General features: G+C 54.6%; 22 protein-coding genes. 14 read left to right on the top strand and 8 right to left on the bottom strand.

Annotated elements, in window-relative coordinates:
* Positions 1-103 precede the first annotated feature (103 nt).
* Complete coding sequence (locus OLX08_RS06300) at positions 104-253, top strand: hypothetical protein (protein WP_158441650.1); 150 nt, start codon at positions 104-106, stop codon at positions 251-253.
* 97 nt (positions 254-350) lie between these two features.
* Here the strand turns inward: OLX08_RS06300 and phbB are convergent, their stop codons facing one another.
* Positions 351-1,076: an acetoacetyl-CoA reductase gene (phbB, locus tag OLX08_RS06295; RefSeq protein ID WP_048598854.1), complete on the bottom strand. Its 726-nt coding sequence runs from the start codon at positions 1,074-1,076 to the stop codon at positions 351-353.
* Positions 1,077-1,171: 95 nt separating this feature from the next.
* On the bottom strand, positions 1,172-2,347 hold the full coding sequence (locus OLX08_RS06290; protein ID WP_391480427.1) for an acetyl-CoA C-acetyltransferase: 1,176 nt from the start codon (positions 2,345-2,347) through the stop codon (positions 1,172-1,174).
* Between the two features lie 259 nt (positions 2,348-2,606).
* On the opposite strand from OLX08_RS06290, the gene OLX08_RS06285 reads away from it, so the two are divergent.
* Positions 2,607-3,197, top strand: coding sequence for a DNA-3-methyladenine glycosylase I (locus OLX08_RS06285; protein ID WP_391480426.1), 591 nt, complete (start codon positions 2,607-2,609; stop codon positions 3,195-3,197).
* Here the strand turns inward: OLX08_RS06285 and OLX08_RS06280 are convergent.
* Positions 3,175-3,720, bottom strand: coding sequence for a TlpA family protein disulfide reductase (locus OLX08_RS06280; protein ID WP_391480424.1), 546 nt, complete (start codon positions 3,718-3,720; stop codon positions 3,175-3,177). The genes OLX08_RS06285 and OLX08_RS06280 overlap by 23 nt on opposite strands.
* Before the next feature lie 32 nt (positions 3,721-3,752).
* On the opposite strand from OLX08_RS06280, the gene argH reads away from it, so the two are divergent.
* The 5 genes from argH to OLX08_RS06255 are packed head-to-tail and all read left to right on the top strand — an operon-like array spanning position 3,753 to position 9,578.
* Entirely contained in the window at positions 3,753-5,141 is a 1,389-nt protein-coding gene (gene argH / locus OLX08_RS06275; protein WP_391480423.1) for an argininosuccinate lyase, read from the top strand.
* A complete protein-coding gene (locus OLX08_RS06270) occupies positions 5,138-5,311 on the top strand; it encodes a hypothetical protein (RefSeq protein ID WP_412535627.1) in 174 nt (57 codons plus the stop codon). The genes argH and OLX08_RS06270 overlap by 4 nt, the downstream gene beginning before the upstream one ends.
* A 5-nt stretch (positions 5,312-5,316) precedes the next feature.
* Complete coding sequence (locus tag OLX08_RS06265) at positions 5,317-5,649, top strand: DUF2834 domain-containing protein (protein ID WP_412535672.1); 333 nt, start codon at positions 5,317-5,319, stop codon at positions 5,647-5,649.
* Positions 5,650-5,666: 17 nt separating this feature from the next.
* Positions 5,667-6,932 carry a diaminopimelate decarboxylase gene (gene lysA / locus OLX08_RS06260; protein WP_391480420.1) on the top strand — a complete coding sequence of 422 codons (1,266 nt, stop codon included), beginning with the start codon at positions 5,667-5,669 and terminating at the stop codon, positions 6,930-6,932.
* 36 nt (positions 6,933-6,968) lie between these two features.
* Positions 6,969-9,578, top strand: a complete 2,610-nt coding sequence (locus tag OLX08_RS06255; protein ID WP_391480418.1) for a TIGR02302 family protein — start codon at positions 6,969-6,971, stop codon at positions 9,576-9,578.
* A gap of 1 nt (position 9,579) precedes the next feature.
* Here OLX08_RS06255 and OLX08_RS06250 read toward each other — a convergent pair whose 3' ends face one another.
* Entirely contained in the window at positions 9,580-10,467 is an 888-nt protein-coding gene (locus tag OLX08_RS06250; protein ID WP_412535626.1) for a zinc-ribbon domain-containing protein, read from the bottom strand.
* A gap of 175 nt (positions 10,468-10,642) precedes the next feature.
* Between OLX08_RS06250 and OLX08_RS06245 the strand changes: the two genes are divergently transcribed.
* Genes OLX08_RS06245 through OLX08_RS06235 form a run of 3 tightly spaced genes read left to right on the top strand, consistent with a single transcriptional unit; the run spans position 10,643 to position 12,930 of the window.
* Entirely contained in the window at positions 10,643-11,314 is a 672-nt protein-coding gene (locus OLX08_RS06245; RefSeq protein WP_391483187.1) for a cell division ATP-binding protein FtsE, read from the top strand.
* Positions 11,311-12,207, top strand: coding sequence for a cell division protein FtsX (locus OLX08_RS06240; RefSeq protein ID WP_391480415.1), 897 nt, complete (start codon positions 11,311-11,313; stop codon positions 12,205-12,207). The genes OLX08_RS06245 and OLX08_RS06240 overlap by 4 nt, the downstream gene beginning before the upstream one ends.
* Positions 12,208-12,930, top strand: coding sequence for a lysophospholipid acyltransferase family protein (locus OLX08_RS06235; protein WP_391480413.1), 723 nt, complete (start codon positions 12,208-12,210; stop codon positions 12,928-12,930).
* Positions 12,931-12,994: 64 nt separating this feature from the next.
* On the opposite strand, the gene OLX08_RS06230 is transcribed toward OLX08_RS06235, so the two are convergent.
* Both OLX08_RS06230 and OLX08_RS06225 read right to left on the bottom strand, forming a co-directional pair.
* Complete coding sequence (locus OLX08_RS06230) at positions 12,995-13,960, bottom strand: acetyl-CoA carboxylase carboxyltransferase subunit alpha (RefSeq protein ID WP_391480412.1); 966 nt, start codon at positions 13,958-13,960, stop codon at positions 12,995-12,997.
* A gap of 140 nt (positions 13,961-14,100) precedes the next feature.
* Positions 14,101-15,060, bottom strand: coding sequence for an L-malyl-CoA/beta-methylmalyl-CoA lyase (locus tag OLX08_RS06225; protein WP_341246073.1), 960 nt, complete (start codon positions 15,058-15,060; stop codon positions 14,101-14,103).
* A gap of 212 nt (positions 15,061-15,272) precedes the next feature.
* Here OLX08_RS06225 and dgcN point away from each other — a divergent pair, with 212 nt between their 5' ends.
* Genes dgcN through OLX08_RS06210 form a run of 3 tightly spaced genes read left to right on the top strand, consistent with a single transcriptional unit; the run spans position 15,273 to position 18,108 of the window.
* Positions 15,273-16,274, top strand: coding sequence for an N-acetyltransferase DgcN (gene dgcN, locus OLX08_RS06220; protein WP_391480411.1), 1,002 nt, complete (start codon positions 15,273-15,275; stop codon positions 16,272-16,274).
* The gene (gene dgcA / locus OLX08_RS06215; protein WP_391480409.1) at positions 16,271-17,233 is read left to right on the top strand and encodes an N-acetyl-D-Glu racemase DgcA; all 963 of its coding nucleotides are present in this window, start codon (positions 16,271-16,273) and stop codon (positions 17,231-17,233) included. The genes dgcN and dgcA overlap by 4 nt, the downstream gene beginning before the upstream one ends.
* Before the next feature lie 20 nt (positions 17,234-17,253).
* The gene (locus OLX08_RS06210; RefSeq protein WP_391480408.1) at positions 17,254-18,108 is read left to right on the top strand and encodes a D-amino-acid transaminase; all 855 of its coding nucleotides are present in this window, start codon (positions 17,254-17,256) and stop codon (positions 18,106-18,108) included.
* 76 nt (positions 18,109-18,184) lie between these two features.
* Here OLX08_RS06210 and OLX08_RS06205 read toward each other — a convergent pair whose 3' ends face one another.
* Both OLX08_RS06205 and OLX08_RS06200 read right to left on the bottom strand, forming a co-directional pair.
* Positions 18,185-18,478 carry a DUF1244 domain-containing protein gene (locus OLX08_RS06205; RefSeq protein WP_391483186.1) on the bottom strand — a complete coding sequence of 98 codons (294 nt, stop codon included), beginning with the start codon at positions 18,476-18,478 and terminating at the stop codon, positions 18,185-18,187.
* Between the two features lie 46 nt (positions 18,479-18,524).
* Complete coding sequence (locus OLX08_RS06200) at positions 18,525-19,265, bottom strand: N-formylglutamate amidohydrolase (protein ID WP_391480406.1); 741 nt, start codon at positions 19,263-19,265, stop codon at positions 18,525-18,527.
* 127 nt (positions 19,266-19,392) lie between these two features.
* On the opposite strand from OLX08_RS06200, the gene pyk reads away from it, so the two are divergent.
* Entirely contained in the window at positions 19,393-20,841 is a 1,449-nt protein-coding gene (pyk, locus tag OLX08_RS06195) for a pyruvate kinase (RefSeq protein WP_048598871.1), read from the top strand.
* The last annotated feature ends 30 nt before the right edge of the window (positions 20,842-20,871 follow it).

Raw genomic sequence — 20,871 nt, 5'->3', positions numbered from 1 at the left:
AATACAGCTTAACTGACGGTATGGGAAGTCTCGTTTGTAGAGTGCGTGCAGGAGGTGCATATACAACAGCAGGGAGAGACACATCTCATCAATGGAGTTTAATATGTTTGAGAGTACAACAAGCGAAATTACACGCAACGCAATGCAAATTGCCCATGAAGAACGTGCGATTGCGTTTCGTCAATTTTGGGCATGGATGCTGAACCGTTTCAACGAACCTGCACTGCGCACTACGCAAGCCTCAGCTACGTAAGTGGCCGCGCATCCGAATGCGTGATGCAGTTTGTCGAAAAAAAGGGCCGCTCCTCATGGGGCGGTCCTTTTCAATTAAGCTTAAGCAAGCGCGAAGCTTAGCTCATATATTGCCCGCCGTTTGCGGAGATCGTTGAGCCGGTTACAAAGCCAGCGTCATCAGAGGCAAGGAACACAACGGCCCGCGCCATCTCTTCTGGCTCACCCAAGCGGCCAACAGGGATTTGCGGCAGGATGACTTCGTTCATCACTTTTTCTGGGATAGTCGCCATCATTTCCGTGTTGATATAACCCGGAGCCACCACGTTTACCGTAATGCCTGCGCGGGCACCTTCTTGGGCCAAGGCTTTCGTAAAGCCGATGTCGCCTGCTTTTGTAGCGGCATAGTTGGCTTGGGCGAACTGACCTTTTTGGCCATTGATCGATGAAATTGTTACGATGCGACCAAATTTACGTTCGCGCATGCTGCCCCATACGTTGTGGGTCATGTTGAACACGCCGTTCAGGTTTGTGTCGATGCATTCGTGCCATTGTTCGGGCGTCATCTTATGAAATGGCGCGTCGCGGGTAATGCCAGCGTTGTTGACCAAGATATCAACAGGGCCGAGGTCTTCGGCAATTTGGGCGATGCCAGCGGTACACGCGGCATAGTCGGCAACATTCCACTTGTATGTTTTGATGCCTGTCTCGGCTGTAAAGGCAGCGGCTTTTTCATCGTTGCCTGCATATGTAGCAGCAACTTTGTGGCCTTCTGCGGCCAATGCCTTAGCGATTGCGGCACCAATGCCGCGGGTTCCGCCTGTGACGAGGGCTACGCGTGTCATGTTGATTCTCCAGTCAGGGTTATTCGGTAATCTAGTTACAAATTAAAAATCCTGCGCGCAACTATATTGCGCACAGGATTGATATTTTTGGTGAGTTACGGACGTTCTACGCACATAGCAACGCCCATACCGCCGCCAATACACAGCGTTGCGAGGCCTTTTTTCGCGCCGCGACGCTTCATCTCAAAGAGCAGCGTGTTCAAGACGCGGCAACCTGATGCACCGATCGGGTGGCCAATGGCGATTGCGCCGCCGTTTACATTCACGATGGCCGGATCCCAGCCCATGTCTTTGTTCACTGCGCATGCCTGAGCGGCGAACGCTTCGTTGGCTTCAACCAGATCAAGATCGCTTGCTGACCAGCCCGCTTTATCAAGCGCCTTGCGGCTTGCGTAAATTGGCCCAACGCCCATGATCGACGGGTCCAGACCTGCCGTGGCGTAGGAAACAATCCGTGCAAGCGGCTCAATGCCGCGCTTTTCGGCGTCATCTGCGGACATCAAAAGCGTTGCTGCGGCACCGTCGTTAAGGCCTGATGCGTTTGCTGCGGTGACTGACCCTTCGCGTGTAAATGCGGGGCGTAGCTTTGCCATGGCATCCATTGTCGCGCCGTGGCGAATGTATTCGTCCGCGTCGACGGTAATCTCGCCTTTGCGTGTTTTCACGATGAATGGCACGATCTCGTCTTGGAACTTGCCAGCCAATTGTGCAGCCTCTGCCTTGTTTTGCGAGGCAACGGCAAACTCGTCTTGCATCTCACGGGTGATGCCCCATTGATCCGCAACGTTTTCAGCTGTTTGGCCCATGTGATAGCCATTGAACGCATCCCAAAGCCCATCGCGGATCATCGTGTCGATGTACTGCATGTCGCCCATCTTTTGGCCTGCGCGCAATGTTGCGGCATGGGGGCTGAGGGTCATGTTTTCTTGTCCGCCTGCGGCCACGATTGAGGCATCACCCAACTGGATGTGTTGTGCAGCCAATGCAACTGCGCGCAAACCAGAGCCACAAACTTGGTTGATGCTCCATGCAGCGGACTCTTTGGCGAGGCCCGCGTTGATGTGCGCTTGGCGCGCGGGGTTTTGACCTTGGGCAGCTGTAAGAACTTGGCCCAAGATTGTCTCGGAGACTTCAGCCGCATCGATGCCTGCACGTGCGACGACTTCGCTCAAAACGGCTGCGCCCAAATCATGTGCTGGTGTGTTGGCAAAGCTGCCCATAAAGCTACCGACGGCTGTGCGTGCGGCGGATGCAATAACGATGTTGGTCATATCCCTGAGGTCCCATTCTTAGTTGGCTGGCCCTCGCAAACTGCAATTTGCGCATGTGTTTACGCGCAAAAGGGCCCCGATAATGCCTCTTGCGTAGTGGGAATGGTCTGATGAGTCACGGAAGTATTTAATGTTTACGCTAGCATAAGCAGTAGATTGCCCGCAAAAATACGCAGAAGTTTCGGATTGGCGTCACTGTTGGGTGACTTAGGGTCAACTTTGATGTGTGTCTGGCGGAAATCAAGATGGGAGAGATGTTTTGGGTGATGGATTAACGCGGTGCGACTGGCTCGATGGGCCTGAGATTTATCGCCACTACCATGACACAGAATGGGGGGTGCCGGAGTACGATAGTCGCGCACTTTGGGAGAAACTAATCCTCGATGGCTTTCAGGCGGGTCTGTCGTGGATCACCATTTTGAAAAAGCGCGAGGCGTTCATTGAGGCGTTTGAAGGGTTTGACCCCCACCGCATCGCTACGTGGGCTGAGGCGGATGTTGAGCGTCTGCTGGCAAACCCTGGCATCGTTCGCCACCGCGGTAAAATCACAGCGGCGATCAGCAATGCGAATGCCTTTATTCGCCTAGAAAGTGAGCAAAGCTTTAGTTCCTATTGCTGGTCATTTGTTGGGGGCACACCCATTCAGGGGCATATCATGCGCCCCGAGGACCGGCCCGCCCAAACAGTAATCTCGGTAGCACTCTCAAAAGACCTGAAAAAGCGCGGTTTCAAGTTTTGCGGCCCCACAATCGTTTATGCATGGATGCAGGCTTGTGGGCTGGTCAACGACCACTCGCTTGGTTGCCACAGGTTTGAACCGTGCCGCCTTATTGGGTCAAAAGCGCGCTGATCATCGCCTTAGCTGACGGACTGTTCCATTCCGCATCACCAACCATACGTGCAATTTCGCGCCCCTGTGGATCAAGTATCAAAGTTGCCGGTAAGCCGAGTACGCCAATTTGACGCGACAGGATTTGCTTAGGGTCGCGGTAGAGCGGCAGATTTTCCACACCGATATCGTCAAAGAATTTACGCATGGCCGCAGGGTTGTTGCGCCCCGTTGCAATGGTCACCACCGCAAAGTCCTCGCCACCAAACTCTGCCTGTAATTCTTGAAGCATCGGCATCTCTTTGCGGCATGGTGCGCACCAGGTTGCCCAGAAGTTCAACACGACATGTTTGCCCGCATAGGCCGCAAGCGTCGCTGGCGCGCCATCGAAGGTTTGAAACTCTGCCTCTGGCATATCTTTTGCGGCGGCATGGAAGTTCAGCTTTTTCATGCTGCCCATCAGCAAATTTTCCAGCGCGGGATTGGCCGCAGCATTTGTTGCGATAAGAGCGAAGGCCATATAAAGCGACACAAGATATTTCATTTTCGCAGACTTCTTCCTGTTAAAGGGCCGTTATGACAAAGACATCGAACCAAATGTGGGGTGGCCGTTTTGCCGCCGGTAATTCAGACATCATGGAAGCAATTAACGCGTCCATCGATTTTGACCAGCGGATGGCGGCACAAGACATTGCAGGCTCGCGTGCCCATGCGGCGATGTTGGGTGCGATGGGCATTGTCACTGATAGCGATGCGACCGCGATGCGGGAAGGGCTGCTCACAGTATTGTCAGAAATCGAAGCAGGCGATTTTCCGTTCTCAAAGCAACTTGAAGACATTCACATGAATGTCGAAGCGCGCCTGAAGGAGATCATTGGCGAGCCAGCAGGACGTCTGCATACGGGGCGTTCACGCAACGATCAGGTGGCCACGGGGTTCAAGCTTTGGGTGCGGGACCAGTTTGACGCAGTTGACGCGGCATTGGCGGCACTGATGAAAGCGTTCGTTGGTCAGGCAGAGGCCGGCGCAGAGTGGGTGATGCCAGGCTTTACGCATTTGCAAGTGGCACAGCCCGTCACTTGGGGTCATCACATGCTGGCTTATGTCGAAATGCTGGACCGTGATCGGGCGCGCTTTGCGGATGCGCGCAAGCGGATGAACACATCGCCTTTGGGGGCCGCTGCGTTGGCGGGCACTGGTTTTGCGATTGACCGCGACATGACTGCGACTGAGCTTGGTTTTGACCGGCCTGCGTCCAACTCGCTTGATGCGGTATCCGATCGTGATTTCGCGCTTGAGTTTCTAAGCTCCGCGTCAATTTGTGCGATGCACCTAAGCCGCTTCGCCGAAGAGCTTGTTATCTGGTCGTCTGCGCAATTCCGCTTTGTCACCCTGTCCGACGGCTTTTCAACAGGCTCGTCGATCATGCCGCAAAAGAAAAACCCCGATGCGGCCGAGTTGATCCGTGCAAAAATTGGTCGGATTTTTGGCGCCAATGTCGCTTTGATGACTGTGATGAAGGGCCTGCCGCTGGCCTATTCAAAAGACATGCAAGAAGACAAAGAACAGGTCTTTGATGCGGCCGATAATTTGATGCTGGCGATTGCTGCGATGGAAGGCATGGTCAGTGATATGACTGCAAATGTCGCTGAACTTGAAAAGGCGGCTGCCACAGGGTTCAGCACGGCCACGGATTTGGCAGACTGGCTTGTGCGTGAACTTGGGCTACCCTTCCGCGAGGCGCACCATGTGACAGGTGCGCTGGTCGCCATGGCCGAGAAGGGTGGTTGTGATTTGCCTGACCTCAGTCTTGAGCAGATGAAAACGGTGCATGAGGGCATTACTGTAAGTGTGTTTGACGTATTGGGCGTTCATAATTCAGTTGCCTCACGCACATCATTTGGCGGTACAGCGCCCGTTCGCGTACGCGAGCAAGTTGCCCGTTGGAAGGAACATTTGGGATGAGAGTAATCGGTATGTGTTTAATGGTAGCAACTTTGGCCGGATGCGGTGCTGACGGTCAGCCTGTGCGCCCGACAGGTGGCGTAGGCGTGTCTGTTGGTTCGGGTGGTGTCAGCGTTGGTGGCAATGTTGGCGTGCGCTCTGGCCCTGTTACTGTAAGCGTTGGGCTTTGATCATGATGCGCAATGTGCTCCGTCTCATCTTTCTTGCGCTCGCCATTTGGGGCGCCATCCACCCTATGTATTATTTCGTCAGCTGGTTTCAGTCTGAAGGGTGGGCGCTGGGCCCGATGATCGATGCTTGGTACGTCAATGACGCCACAAGCGGCCTTGTTTGGGACCTCACCATCGCGGCCATTGCGCTGTCCGTGTGGGTGATCTACCGCGCCTTTGCGGATAGCCTCGTTTATCTGGTGGTGATCCCGGCAACCTTTTGCATTGGCGTCAGTTGTGGCCTACCGCTTTACTTTTTTATCGCCTTGTCGCGCAGCCCCGCGCACGCATCAACCTAAGACCACAGGGATCACCCATGGATCACTTTCTTTATCGTGACGGCGCGCTCTATGCCGAAGACGTTCCCGTCGCTGAAATCGCAGCTGCTGTTGGCACACCGTTTTATGTCTATTCATCAGCGACGCTTCTGCGGCACTTCCGTCTCTTTGACGAGGCGCTGGACGGCATGGAGCATCTTGTTTGTTTTGCGATGAAATCCAACAGCAACCAAGCTGTTCTCAAATTGTTGGGCGATGCGGGTGCGGGCATGGACGTTGTGTCCGGTGGAGAATATTTGCGTGCCAAGGCTGCAGGCGTGTCTGGTGATAAAATCGTGTTTTCGGGCGTTGGTAAAACCGCTGATGAAATGCGCCTCGCGCTGACTGGCGGTGTGCGTCAGTTCAATGTGGAGAGCGAGCCAGAGATGCGCCGCCTGTCCGAGGTAGCCACATCATTGGGCATGGTCGCGCCGATTACTGTGCGCGTGAACCCTGATGTGGATGCGAAAACCCACGAGAAAATCAGCACAGGCAAAAAGGGTGATAAATTTGGCATCCCGATTGACCGTGCGTCTGAGGTCTACGCCCTAGCTGCATCACTTCCCGGTCTGAAGGTTGTGGGCATTGATGTGCACATCGGCAGCCAACTGACCCAGCTTGAGCCGTTTGAATTGGCCTATGAGAAAGTTAAAGACCTGACCATTCAGTTGCGCGCGGAAGGTCATGAAATCATCCGCCTTGATCTGGGTGGCGGTCTTGGCATTCCGTACGAGCGCTCGAACGAAGCGCCGCCTTTGCCAACGGATTACGGTTCGATGGTAAAGCGCGTTCTGGGCGATCTGGACGTTGAGATTGAGATCGAGCCAGGCCGCCTTATCTCGGGCAATGCAGGCATCATGGTGTCAAAAGTAATCTACCTCAAAGAAGGGGCTGACCGTCAGTTCCTGATCATTGATGGTGCGATGAATGATCTGGTGCGCCCTGCGATGTACGGCGCATACCACGATATCATTCCTGTTAATGAGCGCCCTGCGGGTGCGCAAAGCGCCACCTATGATATTGTTGGGCCGATTTGTGAAAGTGGTGACACTTTTGCTAAGGGTCGCTCTATGGCTGCTGTCGCACCGGACGAATTGATCGCGTTCCGCAGCGCGGGTGCATATGGCGCTGTGATGTCGTCTGAATATAATTCACGTCCCTTGATCCCCGAAGTTCTTGTGCAGGGTGATCAATTTGCAGTTATCCGCCAGCGGCCCACCTTTGACGAAATGATAAATCGCGATACCATTCCTGAGTGGCTGTGAGGGCTATCGTGCGCTCACGTGAGTGAGAGGTGAGCGATGACTGCCAATTTGGCTCTGCCAAAAGCGACGCGAAAAGCACTGCGGCTCACGTGGCTCGGGCTATGGGCTGAACGTATCACCCGTGCTTTTTGGCCGGTTTGGTCGGTTGTTTTTGTGGCTATTGGTGCGGCTCTTCTGGGTGTTCATGGGGCGTTGTCCGAAACAACCATCACCGTTTTTGGTGTTGGGTTCTTTCTGTGTATTCTCGCCGCAATCTTACGCGGTGCACGTCAGTTTGAGCGCCCGAAATGGGGCGAGGCGCAAACGCGCTTAGACAAAACCCTATCAGGCCGTCCGATAAGCTCATTTCTGGATGCACAGGCCATTGGCACAAGCGATCCTGCATCGCAGGCAGTCTGGGAAATTCACCAGAACAGAATGCGCGCTCAAGCAGCGACTGCCAAAGCCGTTGAGCCGGACCTTAGGGTCTCGCGGCTTGACCCGTTTGGTTTGCGGTTCGTTGCCCTTTTGGTGTTGTCGGTTGGGGTATTGTTCGGCTCGTTTGGGCAGCTAAGCAGCGTGACCAAAATAATCGAAGCCACTGATCAGTTAGCGATGGGCCCCAGCTGGGAAGGTTGGGTAACGCCGCCTGTGTATACGGGGCGGCCTACGATTTATTTGCCTGATGTTCCCGCTGGTCCGCTGCGCGTGCCCGAAGGCAGCGAAGTGACGGTGCGCCTTTACGGTGAACTTGGTTCATTAGGTGTGATGCAGAGTGTTACAAGCCCGCAAGCTGACCCTAACGCTGCTGAGCAGCGCTTTGTCGTTGAGCAAAGCGGTGCTTTGGCGATTGGTACGGCGGATCAAAACGCAACCAAGGCCGATGGCGCACGGCAGCAATGGTCTGTGATTATGGAGCCGGATCAGGCCCCATCAATTATTGCGTCTGCGCCGGTACGTTCCGAGGCGGATGGGACTTTGCTTCAGCAGTTCTTGGCACAAGATGATTACGGCGTAGTCGGGGGAAGTGGGGTTATCTCGCTTGATCTTTTGAATGTTGACCGTGCCCATGGCTTGTCTGCAGAGCCCGAAAACCATCCCCAGATCACGCTACAATTGCCAATGACAATAACGGGGGATCGCACGCAATTTGAAGAAACCTTGACCGAGAACTTCTCGGAACATGTGTTTGCCAACCTGCCAGTTGTGCTGCAAATGCAGGTCGAAGACAGTCTTGGTCAAACCGGTCAATCTGCCCCCATCAAGATGATGTTGCCCGGCCGCCGCTTTTTTGATCCGCTTGCAAGTGCGATCATAGAGCAGCGACGCGATTTGCTGTGGACCCGCGAAAATACCACCCGTGTAGAGCGCCTGCTGCGTGCCATTTCATGGCTACCTGATGATATATTTCGCGGAGAGGGGACGTACCTTAGTCTGAGTTTCATCATCCGTGATTTGGCCAATTTAGGCCCGCAAATGAGTGACGATAAACGTGGTGAAATTGCGCAAGCCCTTTGGGAACTGGCAATTAAGTTAGAAGACGGTGATCTTGAAGATGCGCGCCAACGCTTGGCCCGCGCTCAAGAACGGCTGAACGAGGCGATGCGCAACGGTGCCTCTCAAGAAGAGATTGCTGAATTGATGCAGGAATTGCGCGACGCGTCACAAGATTACCTGCGCCAACTTGCGCAGGAACAACAGCGCAATGGCGATGCGGGCGATCAACAGCAAGCGGGCAATAGTCAAGAAATCACGCCAGATCAGCTTCAGCAGATGATGGATGAAATCCAGCAATTGATGGAGGAAGGGCGCATGGCCGAGGCGCAAGAGCGCATGGCGCAGCTGAACCAGATGCTTGAGAACATGCGCGTCGCCCAAGGCAGTGGCGAAGGTGGTACCCAAGGCGAAGGTCAGCAAGCCATGGAAGACTTGGCCGAAACACTTCGGGATCAACAAGACCTAAGCGATGAAGCCTTCCGCCAACTCCAAGAGCAGTTTGAGCAAAGCGAGCAACAGGGGCAGCAAGGCCAGCAACAAGGTCAAGACGGCCAGCAGGGTGAAGGCGGTCAACAGGGCAACCAGTCGGGTCAGCAACAGGGCCAGCAGCCGGGAGAACAGTCTGGTGGGCAATCAGGTGGGCAAGGTGGTGCCGAAGGTTCGGGCGATCTTGAAGGGTCACTCCAAAACCGCCAGCAAGCGCTTCGCCAAGAGTTAGACGCACAGCGGCGCAACCTACCTGGTGCGGGCACCCAAGCTGGTGGTGATGCACGCGAGGCTTTAGGGCGGGCCGAAGGCGCAATGGAGAAAGCGGATGAGGCTTTGGGCGAGGGTGATCTGGCTGAGGCGATTCATCAGCAATCTCGCGCGATTCAGGCGTTGCGCGACGGGTTGCGTGATTTGGGTGATGCTATGGCCCAAGCCAATGATGGCGCTCCGCAAGAGGGGCAGGGAACGCCCTCAGGTCAAAATGGGGGCGCATCCCGCGATCCATTGGGCCGTGATCGTGGACAAGGTCGTGCAATAAGTGACGGCGAAGGCCTTTTGCAGGGCGATAATGCGAACCGCCGCGCACAGGATTTGTTGGATGAAATCCGGCGTCGTTCGGGCGATGCAGAGCGACCTGAACTTGAGCTTGAGTACCTTAAGCGTCTGCTTGAACGGTTTTGAGTCAACCTGCGTCAGGCTCGGCAGGTAAGGTGGGTGTGTCCCGAGCAGCCGCCCCGTTCACTGAAACAGTCGCCTTTTCCATCCAAGAGTTGGCGGTTTGGGAAAACGCACTTAGGCCCTCATCCAGCTTGCCGCGAGCCGTATCCACAAAGTTGACATAGCCATCTATAGGCTGCGCAACTTGCGGCAGGGCGTCTTTGGCTTGGGGCGCATAGACATAAAGAGCAAGTGCTGCCGCCGTGATGCTGAGCATGCCGAAAAAGCCGGTCCGGAACTGCTTGCGATCTGCGCGCTCTTGAAGGGTCGTGTCTTGCGCAGATGCCGCTTGGTTCGTGCTGAGCGTTGAGTTGATTTCTTCAATATCTGGCAGCAATTCACGGCGCGGTGCCGACGAGGGCGCTTTGGGCGCATTTGTTACCGCCGCAATTTCCTCGGCCTCAATTCCGCGCAATCGTGACAGACGATCTACGGCGCTGCTTTCTTGCCTCTCGCGGGTTGTGATCTGTGCTGCGCTGTCCTCAAGCCCAAGTTCTGTTTGCGTCTCAAGTGGGGACGTGGGTGCGGCCCGTTGCTTTTTGTCAAACTCGGCTTCTTGGCGCAGAATATTCTCAACCTCTGGGGTCATGGTGCTGCGTGGGCCGCCGTCTCCTTGTTGGCCGCGGACCCACGGCGTTGGGTCTTTTGCGCTTTCGGTGGCGATGTCATCCAGAACAGTCTCGGCCATTGATGCGGTCAGAGTGTCATCAAGTGTTCCGTTTGTGGCGGTTTTGGCGGGCGCCTGAAACCACGTCACATTGCAGCTTGAGCACTGCACGTCGCGGCCCTCATCAGGGATCACGTTGTCGGGAACCTCATATGTCGCATCACAGTTCGGACAAATCAGCCGCATCTTGCTTACCTTACCATTTAACAGACGTATCGCCTGTCCTTCATCGCTAATTGTCCATAAATAAGCAACAATATCAATCAGACAATCAAAACACAGGCGCTGTGATTGAAACATTGCAAATGTTGCTGCATGAAGGCGTGCAATGCGACGGATACGCGTGAAGGATGAACAGGCAGTGATTGAATTACGCGATACAAGCTACTCCTACCGCGGTGGTGAGCCGTTGTTGCAGGGCATGACTTTGCAGGTTGCGCCCGGCTCTTTTCACTTTCTGACGGGGCCTTCAGGTGCTGGTAAGTCAACGTTGCTAAAGCTGATGTACGCGGAGTTGCAAGCAACGGGTGGCGCAGTAACACTTTTTGGTCAAGACCCACGGGTCATGGACCGCAATGCGGTTGCAGATGTGCGCACGCGCATAGGTGTGGTCCATCAAGACTGTCAATTTTTGGATCATCTGAGCATCGCAGATAATGTGGCCCTTCCGTTGATGGTGCAGGGGAAACCTGTAGGCTCTGACCTGCATGATCTACTTGCATGGGTTGGCCTGAGTGATCGGATGCACGCGTTTCCACCCGAACTATCAGGCGGGGAGAGACAACGCGCAGCACTCGCGCGGGCAGTTCTTTTGTCACCTGACGTGATTTTGGCTGATGAGCCTACGGGCAATATTGATTGGGATATGTCCCAACGGGTTTTGCAGTTGTTGGTTGAGCTAAACAAAATGGGCAAAACGGTCATGGTGGCGACCCACGATATTGCGCTTATCCGTGCCGCGAAACCGCAAGTCTCAACGCGCATTTTGCGGATATCTAACAAACGCCTTCAATCTGCGGGGGCTGAGCTATGATAGCCGATACATTGCGCCTTATTATTGCGCCCAACAAAGCCTCGGACACGGTTGTGCCGCCCACTGGGTTTACGGCACGTCTTACGGTTTTTGCCGCGGGTGCAATGGCGTTTTTGGCTGTGTTTGCTTTGGTTTTATCTGTTTCAACAGGGCGCTTGGCGGACCGTTGGGAAGCTGAGCTGAACAGCAGCGTTACCATCCGGATATCCGCGCCCGCCGATCAGGTTGAGGCGCAAACGTTGGCCGTATTGAAAGTGCTGGACCAAACCGCAGGTGTGGCCTCGGCGCGCGCACTTGAGCCTGATGAGCAGCGCGCACTTCTCGCGCCGTGGTTTGGGCCTGATGTGCCTCTTGAAGAGTTACCACTGCCCCGTTTGGTTGATGTTGTTCAGGGTCCACAAGGTCTTGATGCCGCGGGTCTGCGCTTGCGTTTAGCGGCCGATGCACCTGGGGCCGTGCTTGATGATCATAGCCGTTGGCGTGCGCCGTTAGTTGATGCTGCACGGGCTTTGCGGATGCTGGGGTGGATTGCGCTTGGGCTTATTGGGATCACGACTGCTGCGATGATTACGCTGGCAGCTAATGCGGCTTTGGCCGCAAACGCTCAGGTAATTCGTGTGCTGCGGCTTGTCGGTGCCCGCGATACATTCATTGCCGGGGCGTTTGTGCGTCGCTTTACGCTGCGCGGTTTGATCGGCGCTGCGGCAGGCACAGCCGCTGGTATCGTGGCGATTATCTTGCTTCCGAACGGGGCCGAAGGCGGCTTTTTGACCGGTCTCGGTTTTGAAGGTTTTGGTTGGCTGTCGCCCGTTCTTATTCCGCCGCTTGGGGCTATTGTGGCATTTGCTGCAACACGCGCGGCGGCTCTTCGTACTTTGTCAGGACTTCGCTAAATGCAGTATTTGCGCTCGCTTGTTTTTGTTGGCCTTATTTATTTTCTCATGCCGATCGTTGGTTTGCTTTGGATGCCGTGGGCGATTTTTGATCGACGTGGTGCGCTATCTGCGTGCAAGTCTTTCTCACGGATCGTGTTCTTTCTTGCCCGTCCGATGGTGGGCCTGAAAGTCGAAGTGCGCGGCACACCCCCTTCTGGCGAGGTGATTGTCGCCGCCAAGCACCAGTCATTTCTCGACATTATGATGATCTTTACAGCTTGTCCGTCTGCGCGTTTCATCATGAAAAAGGAAATTCTTTATACGCCGGTTATCGGGCTTTATGCGTGGCGGCTGGATTGCATTGCTGTTGATCGTGGCAAGAAAATGCAAGCAATTGAGAAGATGAAGACCGACGTACAGGCAGGTGTGAAGCACCCCGGTCAGCTGATTATTTACCCCCAAGGAACGCGCGTCGCACCGGGTGTTGAGAAGCCCTATAAAGTGGGCACGGCCGTGATCTATGACCAATTGCAACAGCCTTGTGTTCCTGTAGCGACCAATGTTGGTGTGTTCTGGCCGCGCACGGGCATTATGCGCAAACCAGGTACGGCGGTTGTTGAGTTTTTGCCTGTCATACCTGCAGGCCTGACGCTTGATGATTTCCGCAAGCGTTTGCAGTCAGACATTGAAGGCGCATCAGACGCGCTTTTGGATGAGGCCGGCTTCAAGCGGCCTCAGTAATTTAAATCACGTTCCACGGTAAAAGCCGCGCGGCGCTAGATGCGGCCTATGATAGGTTGCTCAGTTAAGCCGCAAGGCCCTTGCTGCCCAAGTCCAAGAACTTTTGACGGCGCTCTTTGAGCAGCTCATCAGGGCTCATCTTGCCAAGTGTTGCCAGCATCTCGCTGATGCCTTTGCCAACATCGGCGATCGTATCATCAATATTGCGGTGGGCGCCGCCAAGTGCTTCTTTGATGATGCTGTCGCAAATTCCGAGCTTTGTCAGATCTTGCGCGGTCAAACGCAGTGCTTCTGCCGCTTCGCGCATTTTTTCCGCGTCTTTCCAAAGGATCGATGCGCAGCCCTCGGGTGAAATGACCGAATAAACGGAGTGCTCCAGCATGATCAGGCGGTTGGCCGTGGCAAATGCAACCGCTCCGCCCGAGCCACCCTCACCGATGACAACTGATACCAGCGGCACGCGTAGCTGAAGGCATTTTTGAGTTGAACGCGCGATTGCCTCGCTTTGCCCGCGTTCTTCAGCGCCTTTGCCAGGGTAGGCGCCGGGGGTGTCCACAAGCGTGATAACAGGCAGGCCAAATCGATCCGCCATATCCATCAACCGAACCGCTTTGCGGTAGCCTTCAGGGCGCGCCATGCCGAAATTACGCTCGAGCCGCGTTTTGGTATCATAGCCCTTTTCGTGGCCGATCACGACAACTGGCTCGTCGTTGAAACGTGCAAGGCCGCCCATAACTGCATCGTCTTCGCCAAACGCACGGTCACCAGCAAGCGGAGTATATTCTGTAAACAGCGCCTCAATGTAATCTTTGCAATGGGGCCGCTCTGGGTGACGCGCGATCTGGCATTTGCGCCACGGCGTCAGGTTGTTTTTGTAAAGATCGACCAGCATATCTGCTGCTTTTTTATCCAGCGCAGCGGCCTCTTTAGAGATATCCATTTCCTCATTGCCGCGTGCCATCGCGCGAAGCTCTTCAGCTTTTCCCTCAATCTCGGCGAGGGGTTTTTCAAAATCGAGGTAATGTGTCATGGTCTACCGCTTTATCTGCCTATTGCTTGGTTATATGGCGTCAAGGCGCGCATGATGCAACTGCGGATCAGAAAACAGCACAATAGAAACGGGGGCCATCGCGGCCCGCCGTTTAGGTTTTCTCAATGTCGTAGGCGCGCTTAAGCGCCGCTGATCATTTCGGATTGCTTTACGATGACTTCGGCCTGTTTGATCGAGGCGATATCGACCAGCCGACCTTTATAGACTGTGGCACCTTCACCGTTGGCTTTGGCTTGTTCCATCGCTGCCAGAATTTCGCGTGCTTCTGCGACTGCCTCGTCTGAGGGGGTGAATACTTGATTGGCCAATGCGATTTGCTTGGGGTGGATGGCCCATTTGCCAACCATACCCAAAGTTGCGCTGCGTTTGGCCTGTGCAACATAGCCCGCGTCATCGCTGAAATCGCCAAAGGGGCCGTCCACGGGCAGAACGCCGTGCGTGCGGCATGCCGCAACAATTGCTGCCTGCGCCCAGTGCCAAGGGTCTGACCAATGCTGTGTTTCGCCGCGCAACATGTAATAGTTTTCTTGGGTGCCGCCGATGCCAGTTGTTTGCATGCCCATGCTTGCCGCAAAATCAGCCGCGCCAAGGCTCATCGCTTCGAGACGGGGTGAGGCGGCAGCGATTTCTTCGACATGTGCAATGCCTGCCGCACTTTCGATGATGACTTCCAATGCGATCCGCTTACTGCGGCCTTTAGCGGCCTCCACTGCTGTGACAAGCGCATCAACTGCGTAGATATCAGCGGCGCAGCCAACTTTTGGGATCATGATTTGATCAAGGCGGTCGCCGGCTTGCTCAAGCAGATCAACTACATCGCGGTACCAATACGGGGTATCGAGTGAGTTAATTCGAACGCTCAGTGTCTTTGTGTTCCAGTCCACGTCATTGATCGCTTCGATAACGTTTTTGCGGGCAACATCTTTGTCCGTTGGGGCGACTGAGTCCTCAAGATCAAGGTTGATCACGTCTGCTGCAGAAGCCGCCATTTTTTCAAACAGCTTGGTGTTTGAGCCGGGTCCAAACAATTGGCAGCGGTTCGGGCGGGCGGCAGGGCTGGGTTGCAGGGTGAAAGACATATGTCGGCCTCGTGCGTAATGAAGTTGCGTATACTTATCTCAATTCGATACATTGTTGCCTGCGGGCCCGCAAGGACTGTTTTGCATGTGCAGCATTTTCACATTTTTGGGAATTCTTCGAATATTCTTGCGCATTAATGCGGAAATTCGTCGATTTAGGGAGAATATATTGCGCCAAACCGTGGATATGTGAAGAAAATGGAGATTCTAAAATGATTCAGACACCTTACCTTCTGTTCCTCGGCGATGCCCCTGATCAACTTGCAGCAAAAGTGGCGCGCGGCATTGCTGATTGGCGCCCTGAAAACTCGGTTGGTCAGTTCCGTATGGAAGGCTGCGGTGCGGATGTTGGCCTGCCTGACATGACACTTGAAGAAGGTTTGGCTGCTGGTGCGAAAACGCTCGTGATTGGTGTGGCCAACCGTGGCGGTGTGATTTCTGACGCGTGGAAAGAGATCCTCGTGAAAGCGCTGCAGCTTGGCTATGATATCGCGTCTGGCTTGCATAATTTGCTGCGTGACGAAGACGAGTTGATGGCCGCCGCCCGCGTGAATGGCCGCACGTTGTTTGACGTACGTATCCCGTCTGTTGCTTACCCGATTGCTAATGGCAAAAAGCGCACAGGTAAGCGTTGTCTGGCTGTTGGCACAGATTGCTCTGTGGGCAAGATGTACACTGGTCTGTGCATGGATGCGGAAATGCGCAAGCGTGGCATGAAGTCGACGTTCCGCCCCACAGGTCAGACGGGTATTCTGATTACAGGTGGTGGCGTGCCGCTTGATGCTGTGGTTGCTGATTTCATGGCCGGCTCTGTTGAGTACCTGACACCTGACAATGATGCAGATCACTGGGATCACATTGAAGGGCAGGGCAGCTTGTTCCACGTTTCTTATTCTGGCGTGACGATGGCCTTGATCCACGGTGGTCAGCCTGATGCGATTGTGTTGGCCCATGAACCAACACGCGATCACATGCGCGGCTTGCCCGAGTATCAGCAGCCCACCCTTGAGGAGCTACGCGACATGGCGTTGCCACTGGCCCGCGTTGCCAACCCTGCGTGTCAGGTCATCGGCGTGTCTGTGAACACCCAGCACATGGGCGAAGACGAAGCCAAAGCTTATCTTGCTGACATTGAAAACCGCATGGGTTTGCCAGCCACTGATCCTTACCGTTTTGGTGCTGAAAAGCTGGTCGATGCGCTGGAAGCGCTATGATCGAAGTCCACGCTGATACGTTCAAGTTAGCGCAGGTCTTTACCATTAGCCGCGGTTCAAGGACCGCGGCCGAAGTGCTTACGGTCAAGGTGACGCGCAATGGTGTTACCGGTTGGGGCGAATGTGTGCCCTATGCCCGTTATGATGAAACGCTGCAGTCGGTGACTGATCAGATCAACAGCCTTCCCGCAGACATTGACCGTGCTGCGCTGCAGTCAGCGCTACCTGCCGGTGCTGCGCGGAACGCGGTTGATTGTGCGTTATGGGACCTTGAGGCAAAGACAAAAGGCGTGCGGGTTTGGGACTTGATCGGCGTCGCCGCGCCTAAGCCCGAGATTACGGCCTATACGCTGTCGCTTGATACACCGGAAAATATGCGTGCACAGGCTGCCAAAAATGCCACGCGCCCGCTTTTGAAGATCAAACTTGGGACACCTGATGACATGCCGCGTCTTGAAGCGGTGCGCGCCGGTGCGCCTGATACGCCGATCATCATTGATGCTAACGAGGGCTGGTCTGCCGAGGTGTATTCAGAGCTTGCGCCGCATTTGATCCGTCTGGGCGTAAAGATGGTTGAACAGCCACTTCCCGCAGGTGCCGATGACATGTTGGGCGAGATTGACCGCCCGTTGCCGGTGTGTGCGGATGAGGCCTGCCATGACCGTGCCAGCTTGCCAAAGTTGGTTGGCAAATACGATATGGTGAACATCAAGCTGGATAAAACCGGTGGTTTAACCGAGGCGCTAGCCCTGAACGCCGCAGCGCGTGAGGCAGGCTTTCAAGTGATGGTTGGCTGCATGGTTGGATCGTCACTTGCGATGGCTCCTGCGACAATTGTTGCCCAAGGTGCAGAGTTCACAGACCTTGACGGGCCGCTTTTGTTGGCGGAAGACCGCGATACACCATTGTTATTCGATGCGGCGGGCGTGCACGCTCCTGCAGCACCCCTCTGGGGCTAAGGAAAAAGAGAGAGACTGATATGACACGCACTGTATATGTGAACGGCCAATATCTGCCGGAAAACGAAGCTACTGTTTCGATCTTTGATCGCGGCTTCTTGTTTGCTGATGGGGTCTATGAGGTCACTTCTGTCATTGGCGGCAAGCTGCTTGATTTTGACGGCCACGCTGTGCGTCTTGAGCGGTCACTGAACGAGCTTGAGATGGCGCATCCGGTCACCAAAGACGAGCTGCTGGAAATTCACCGCCAATTGGTTGAGCGCAACGAGATCACAGATGGTCTGGTATACCTTCAGATTACACGCGGTGCGGCCGATCGCGATTTTGCCTATCCAAAAGACGCAGAGCCAACCATTGTTTTGTTCACGCAAAACAAGCCCGGCTTGGCGCAAAGCCCTGTTGCTGACAAAGGCATGAAAGTGATCTCAATCGAGGATCAACGCTGGGGCCGTCGTGACATCAAGACTGTTCAGCTTCTTTATCCTTCAATGGGTAAAATGGCTGCAAAAGCGCAGGGTGCTGATGATGCATGGATGGTCCAAGATGGTTTCGTAACCGAAGGCACATCAAACAACGCGTATATTATCAAAGACAACGTTCTGATTACGCGTCATTTGGGAAATGAAATTCTTCATGGGATTACACGCAAAGCGGTGCTTGAGTTCGCGCGCGTTGCACAAATCACCGTCGAGGAACGTTCATTTACGATGGAAGAAGCCAAGGCTGCGGACGAAGCGTTCATTACGTCTGCGACCACTTTCGTAATGCCCGTGGTGCAAATTGATGACACACCAATCGGGTCGGGTCAGCCAGGTCCATTGACCAAGCGCCTTCGTGAGATTTACCTCGAAGAAAGCATCAAAGCCGCAATCTAATGCGCCTCTAAATATATTGGAAAAAGGCAGGCCCAGCGTGGCCTGCCTTTTTTTAGTTACAAATTGATTGTCGCGCTCAGCCGTGGCTGTCTTTGAATGCCTCTTTGGCGGCATCGCTAGCGTCTGTTTGGTATTTTTCTTTCCACTCCGAGAAGGGCATGCCGTAGAAGCTTGCACGCGCCTCGTCCTTGCTGAGCTCAATGCCTTTCTCTGCAGCAGCTTCTTGGTACCAGCGGCTCAGGCAGTTGCGGCAAAAACCGGCCAAATTCATCATATCGATGTTTTGAACGTCTTTGTGATCTTCCATCAGGTGTTTCTGAAGGCGGCGAAACGCGGCTGCTTCAAGTTCGATTTGTGTCTGTGCGTCCATCATTGAGATCCTTTTCGGAAGGGGGGCTTCGTAGCTAGGGTTTGTTTCAGACTTGGGCATCTGAAAGAGCGGCTTCAAGAATTGGGGCTAAGCGTTTCGCCCATTCTTTTTGCTGTGCATCGGTTTCAATCAAGTCATTGCGAATTTCGATCAGCACGTTAGGGCGACCGTGCTGAAGTGCATGAGTATCAATTGCATCACCGCGTAAATGTCCTGCGTATGGCTCGTTATCGCCAACACACAGGCCAGCGTTTCGCAAATGGGTGAGCGTGGGTGCGGACAGGCGCGTGTCGCTTGCATAGAGTACACCAACCTCCCACGGGCGTTTTGGCCTGCCGTTAAGTTGCGGTGTGAAACTGTGAATGGCGCAGATCACCGTATCCTCGCGCCGCGCTGCTAGTTCTGCATATTTGGCGTGGTAGGGGGTATAGCACAGCTCCATCCGCTCGGCTGTATTGGCATCGCGGTTTGCTGGGATCAATGTGCCGTCATAAAGTTTCATCACCAACGTTGGATCATCTGCGCCACGATTTGGATCAATTACCAGCCGCGAAAAGTCGGACCATATCACTGGGCTATCAAGATATTCCCCAAGTGCGCGGCTGACCCCAAGTGCGCCGATATCATATGCGATGTGGCGTTCCATATCTGCGGGCGCCAAGCCTAACGTACCGCCCTCAATGAACGGTGGGATTTGATTGGTTGCGTGATCGCAGGTAACAAGCCAGCGTCCTGGGCGCGTTGCACCTTCGGAATGAACGGGGCTGTAGGGGGTTGATTGTGACATGCGTGTGAAACTCCTTGGCAACCCTCATACGGCAGTTGTGATAGTTTGGGAATTGGGTCATATAGACCTCAACTGATAGCGGTAACAGGTCAAGACGGCCACCGCGCGCCGAACGAAGGATAACGATATGCGACGTATGCGAAACGTAAAAATTGTAGCGACCCTTGGGCCTGCATCGAATGACTATGAAATGATCCGCAAGCTGCACGAGGCGGGCGCAGATGTGTTCCGCTTGAACATGAGCCACGGCGATCATGATGAAATCCGCGCACGCCACGAGATCATTCGTCAGGTTGAAAAAGACCTCGATAGCCCGATTGCGATTCTGGCTGATCTTCAGGGGCCAAAGTTGCGTGTCGGAACGTTTGCTAATCCAGAAGGCGAAGACCTTGTCGAGGGCGCTCAGTTCCGTCTTGATCTTGACGAGGCTGAGGGTGACGCAAAACGCGTCCGCCTGCCGCACCCAGAGATTTTTGAAGCGCTGCAAGCTGGTGCGCATTTGCTGGTCAATGACGGTAAAATTAAGCTTCGCGTTGATGCGTGTGGCAAAGACTTTGCTGACTGCACCGTGCTTGCGGGCGGCGTGATTTCGAACCGCAAAGGCGTGAACGTACCCGATGTGGTGTTGCCGCTGAAGGCGTTGTCGGAAAAAGACCGCGCTGATCTTGAGTTTGTTTGCCAGCTTGGTGTGGATTGGCTTGCGCTGTCTTTCGTTCAGCGCCCCGAGGATGTGTACGAGGCGCGCGCGCTGGCCAACGGTCGTGCAGCTGTGTTGTCGAAGATTGAAAAACCTGCGGCAGTGCAGGCGTTTGATGAAATTCTGCGCGTCAGTGACGGCATCATGGTGGCCCGTGGTGATTTGGGTGTTGAACTGCCTGTCCAAAACGTACCGCCAATTCAAAAACAGTTGGTGCGGAAATGTCGTGCAGCGGCCAAGCCGGTTATTGTTGCAACTCAGATGCTTGAGTCGATGATCGAAAGCCCGATGCCCACGCGCGCCGAGGTTAGTGATGTCGCAACGGCAATTTATGAAGGTACTGATGCGATCATGCTGTCAGCGGAATCTGCGGCGGGTAACTTCCCGATCGAAGCGGTGACCACCATGAATAACGTGGCCGTCGAGGTCGAAAATGATCCGACTTACACAGACATTATTGAGAACACACGCTCTGCTAAACGCACTACTGTGGCTGATGGTATTGTTGCGGCGGCCCGTGAAATTGCAGAGACGACCGATGTGAAGGCGATCTGTTGTTTTACGCAATCCGGCACCACAGCGCTTTTGACCGCCCGTGAACGCCCGCGCGTGCCGATCATCGCATTGACATCGCAGCGTGAAACAGCGCGGCGTTTGTCGCTTTCATGGGGGACGAACTGCACAATGACGCCGGATGTTGAGCGTTTCAAAATGGCGGTGGTTGCTGCTGCGCGCGCGGCGCGCAAACTGGGTATGGCAACTGAAACGGACCAGATCGTTGTCACCGCAGGCGTGCCTTTCAACCAAGCAGGTACAACCAACATCCTGCGCGTCGCCCCATGTGAAGAAAGGTTGATTTTCCGCACTGACCCTGAATGATACCAAGTGTATTTATTTAAGGGGTAGGGT

Source organism: Nereida ignava (assembly GCF_047114695.1).
Taxonomy (GTDB): domain Bacteria; phylum Pseudomonadota; class Alphaproteobacteria; order Rhodobacterales; family Rhodobacteraceae; genus Nereida; species Nereida ignava.
This window is presented reverse-complemented; position numbering and strand designations above follow the sequence as displayed.

What these genes read in the sequence shown, in the direction of transcription:
- OLX08_RS06300 (WP_158441650.1), top strand. Translation starts at nt 104, where the DNA reads ATGTTTGAGAGTACAACAAGCGAAATTACACGCAACGCAATGCAAATT.
- phbB (WP_048598854.1), bottom strand. Translation starts at nt 1,076, where the DNA reads ATGACACGCGTAGCCCTCGTCACAGGCGGAACCCGCGGCATTGGTGCC.
- OLX08_RS06290 (WP_391480427.1), bottom strand. Translation starts at nt 2,347, where the DNA reads ATGACCAACATCGTTATTGCATCCGCCGCACGCACAGCCGTCGGTAGC.
- OLX08_RS06280 (WP_391480424.1), bottom strand. Translation starts at nt 3,720, where the DNA reads ATGAAATATCTTGTGTCGCTTTATATGGCCTTCGCTCTTATCGCAACA.
- argH (WP_391480423.1), top strand. Translation starts at nt 3,753, where the DNA reads ATGACAAAGACATCGAACCAAATGTGGGGTGGCCGTTTTGCCGCCGGT.
- OLX08_RS06270 (WP_412535627.1), top strand. Translation starts at nt 5,138, where the DNA reads ATGAGAGTAATCGGTATGTGTTTAATGGTAGCAACTTTGGCCGGATGC.
- OLX08_RS06265 (WP_412535672.1), top strand. Translation starts at nt 5,317, where the DNA reads ATGCGCAATGTGCTCCGTCTCATCTTTCTTGCGCTCGCCATTTGGGGC.
- lysA (WP_391480420.1), top strand. Translation starts at nt 5,667, where the DNA reads ATGGATCACTTTCTTTATCGTGACGGCGCGCTCTATGCCGAAGACGTT.
- OLX08_RS06255 (WP_391480418.1), top strand. Translation starts at nt 6,969, where the DNA reads ATGACTGCCAATTTGGCTCTGCCAAAAGCGACGCGAAAAGCACTGCGG.
- OLX08_RS06250 (WP_412535626.1), bottom strand. Translation starts at nt 10,467, where the DNA reads ATGCGGCTGATTTGTCCGAACTGTGATGCGACATATGAGGTTCCCGAC.
- OLX08_RS06240 (WP_391480415.1), top strand. Translation starts at nt 11,311, where the DNA reads ATGATAGCCGATACATTGCGCCTTATTATTGCGCCCAACAAAGCCTCG.
- OLX08_RS06235 (WP_391480413.1), top strand. Translation starts at nt 12,208, where the DNA reads ATGCAGTATTTGCGCTCGCTTGTTTTTGTTGGCCTTATTTATTTTCTC.
- OLX08_RS06230 (WP_391480412.1), bottom strand. Translation starts at nt 13,960, where the DNA reads ATGACACATTACCTCGATTTTGAAAAACCCCTCGCCGAGATTGAGGGA.
- OLX08_RS06225 (WP_341246073.1), bottom strand. Translation starts at nt 15,060, where the DNA reads ATGTCTTTCACCCTGCAACCCAGCCCTGCCGCCCGCCCGAACCGCTGC.
- dgcN (WP_391480411.1), top strand. Translation starts at nt 15,273, where the DNA reads ATGATTCAGACACCTTACCTTCTGTTCCTCGGCGATGCCCCTGATCAA.
- dgcA (WP_391480409.1), top strand. Translation starts at nt 16,271, where the DNA reads ATGATCGAAGTCCACGCTGATACGTTCAAGTTAGCGCAGGTCTTTACC.
- OLX08_RS06210 (WP_391480408.1), top strand. Translation starts at nt 17,254, where the DNA reads ATGACACGCACTGTATATGTGAACGGCCAATATCTGCCGGAAAACGAA.
- OLX08_RS06205 (WP_391483186.1), bottom strand. Translation starts at nt 18,478, where the DNA reads ATGGACGCACAGACACAAATCGAACTTGAAGCAGCCGCGTTTCGCCGC.
- OLX08_RS06200 (WP_391480406.1), bottom strand. Translation starts at nt 19,265, where the DNA reads ATGTCACAATCAACCCCCTACAGCCCCGTTCATTCCGAAGGTGCAACG.
- pyk (WP_048598871.1), top strand. Translation starts at nt 19,393, where the DNA reads ATGCGACGTATGCGAAACGTAAAAATTGTAGCGACCCTTGGGCCTGCA.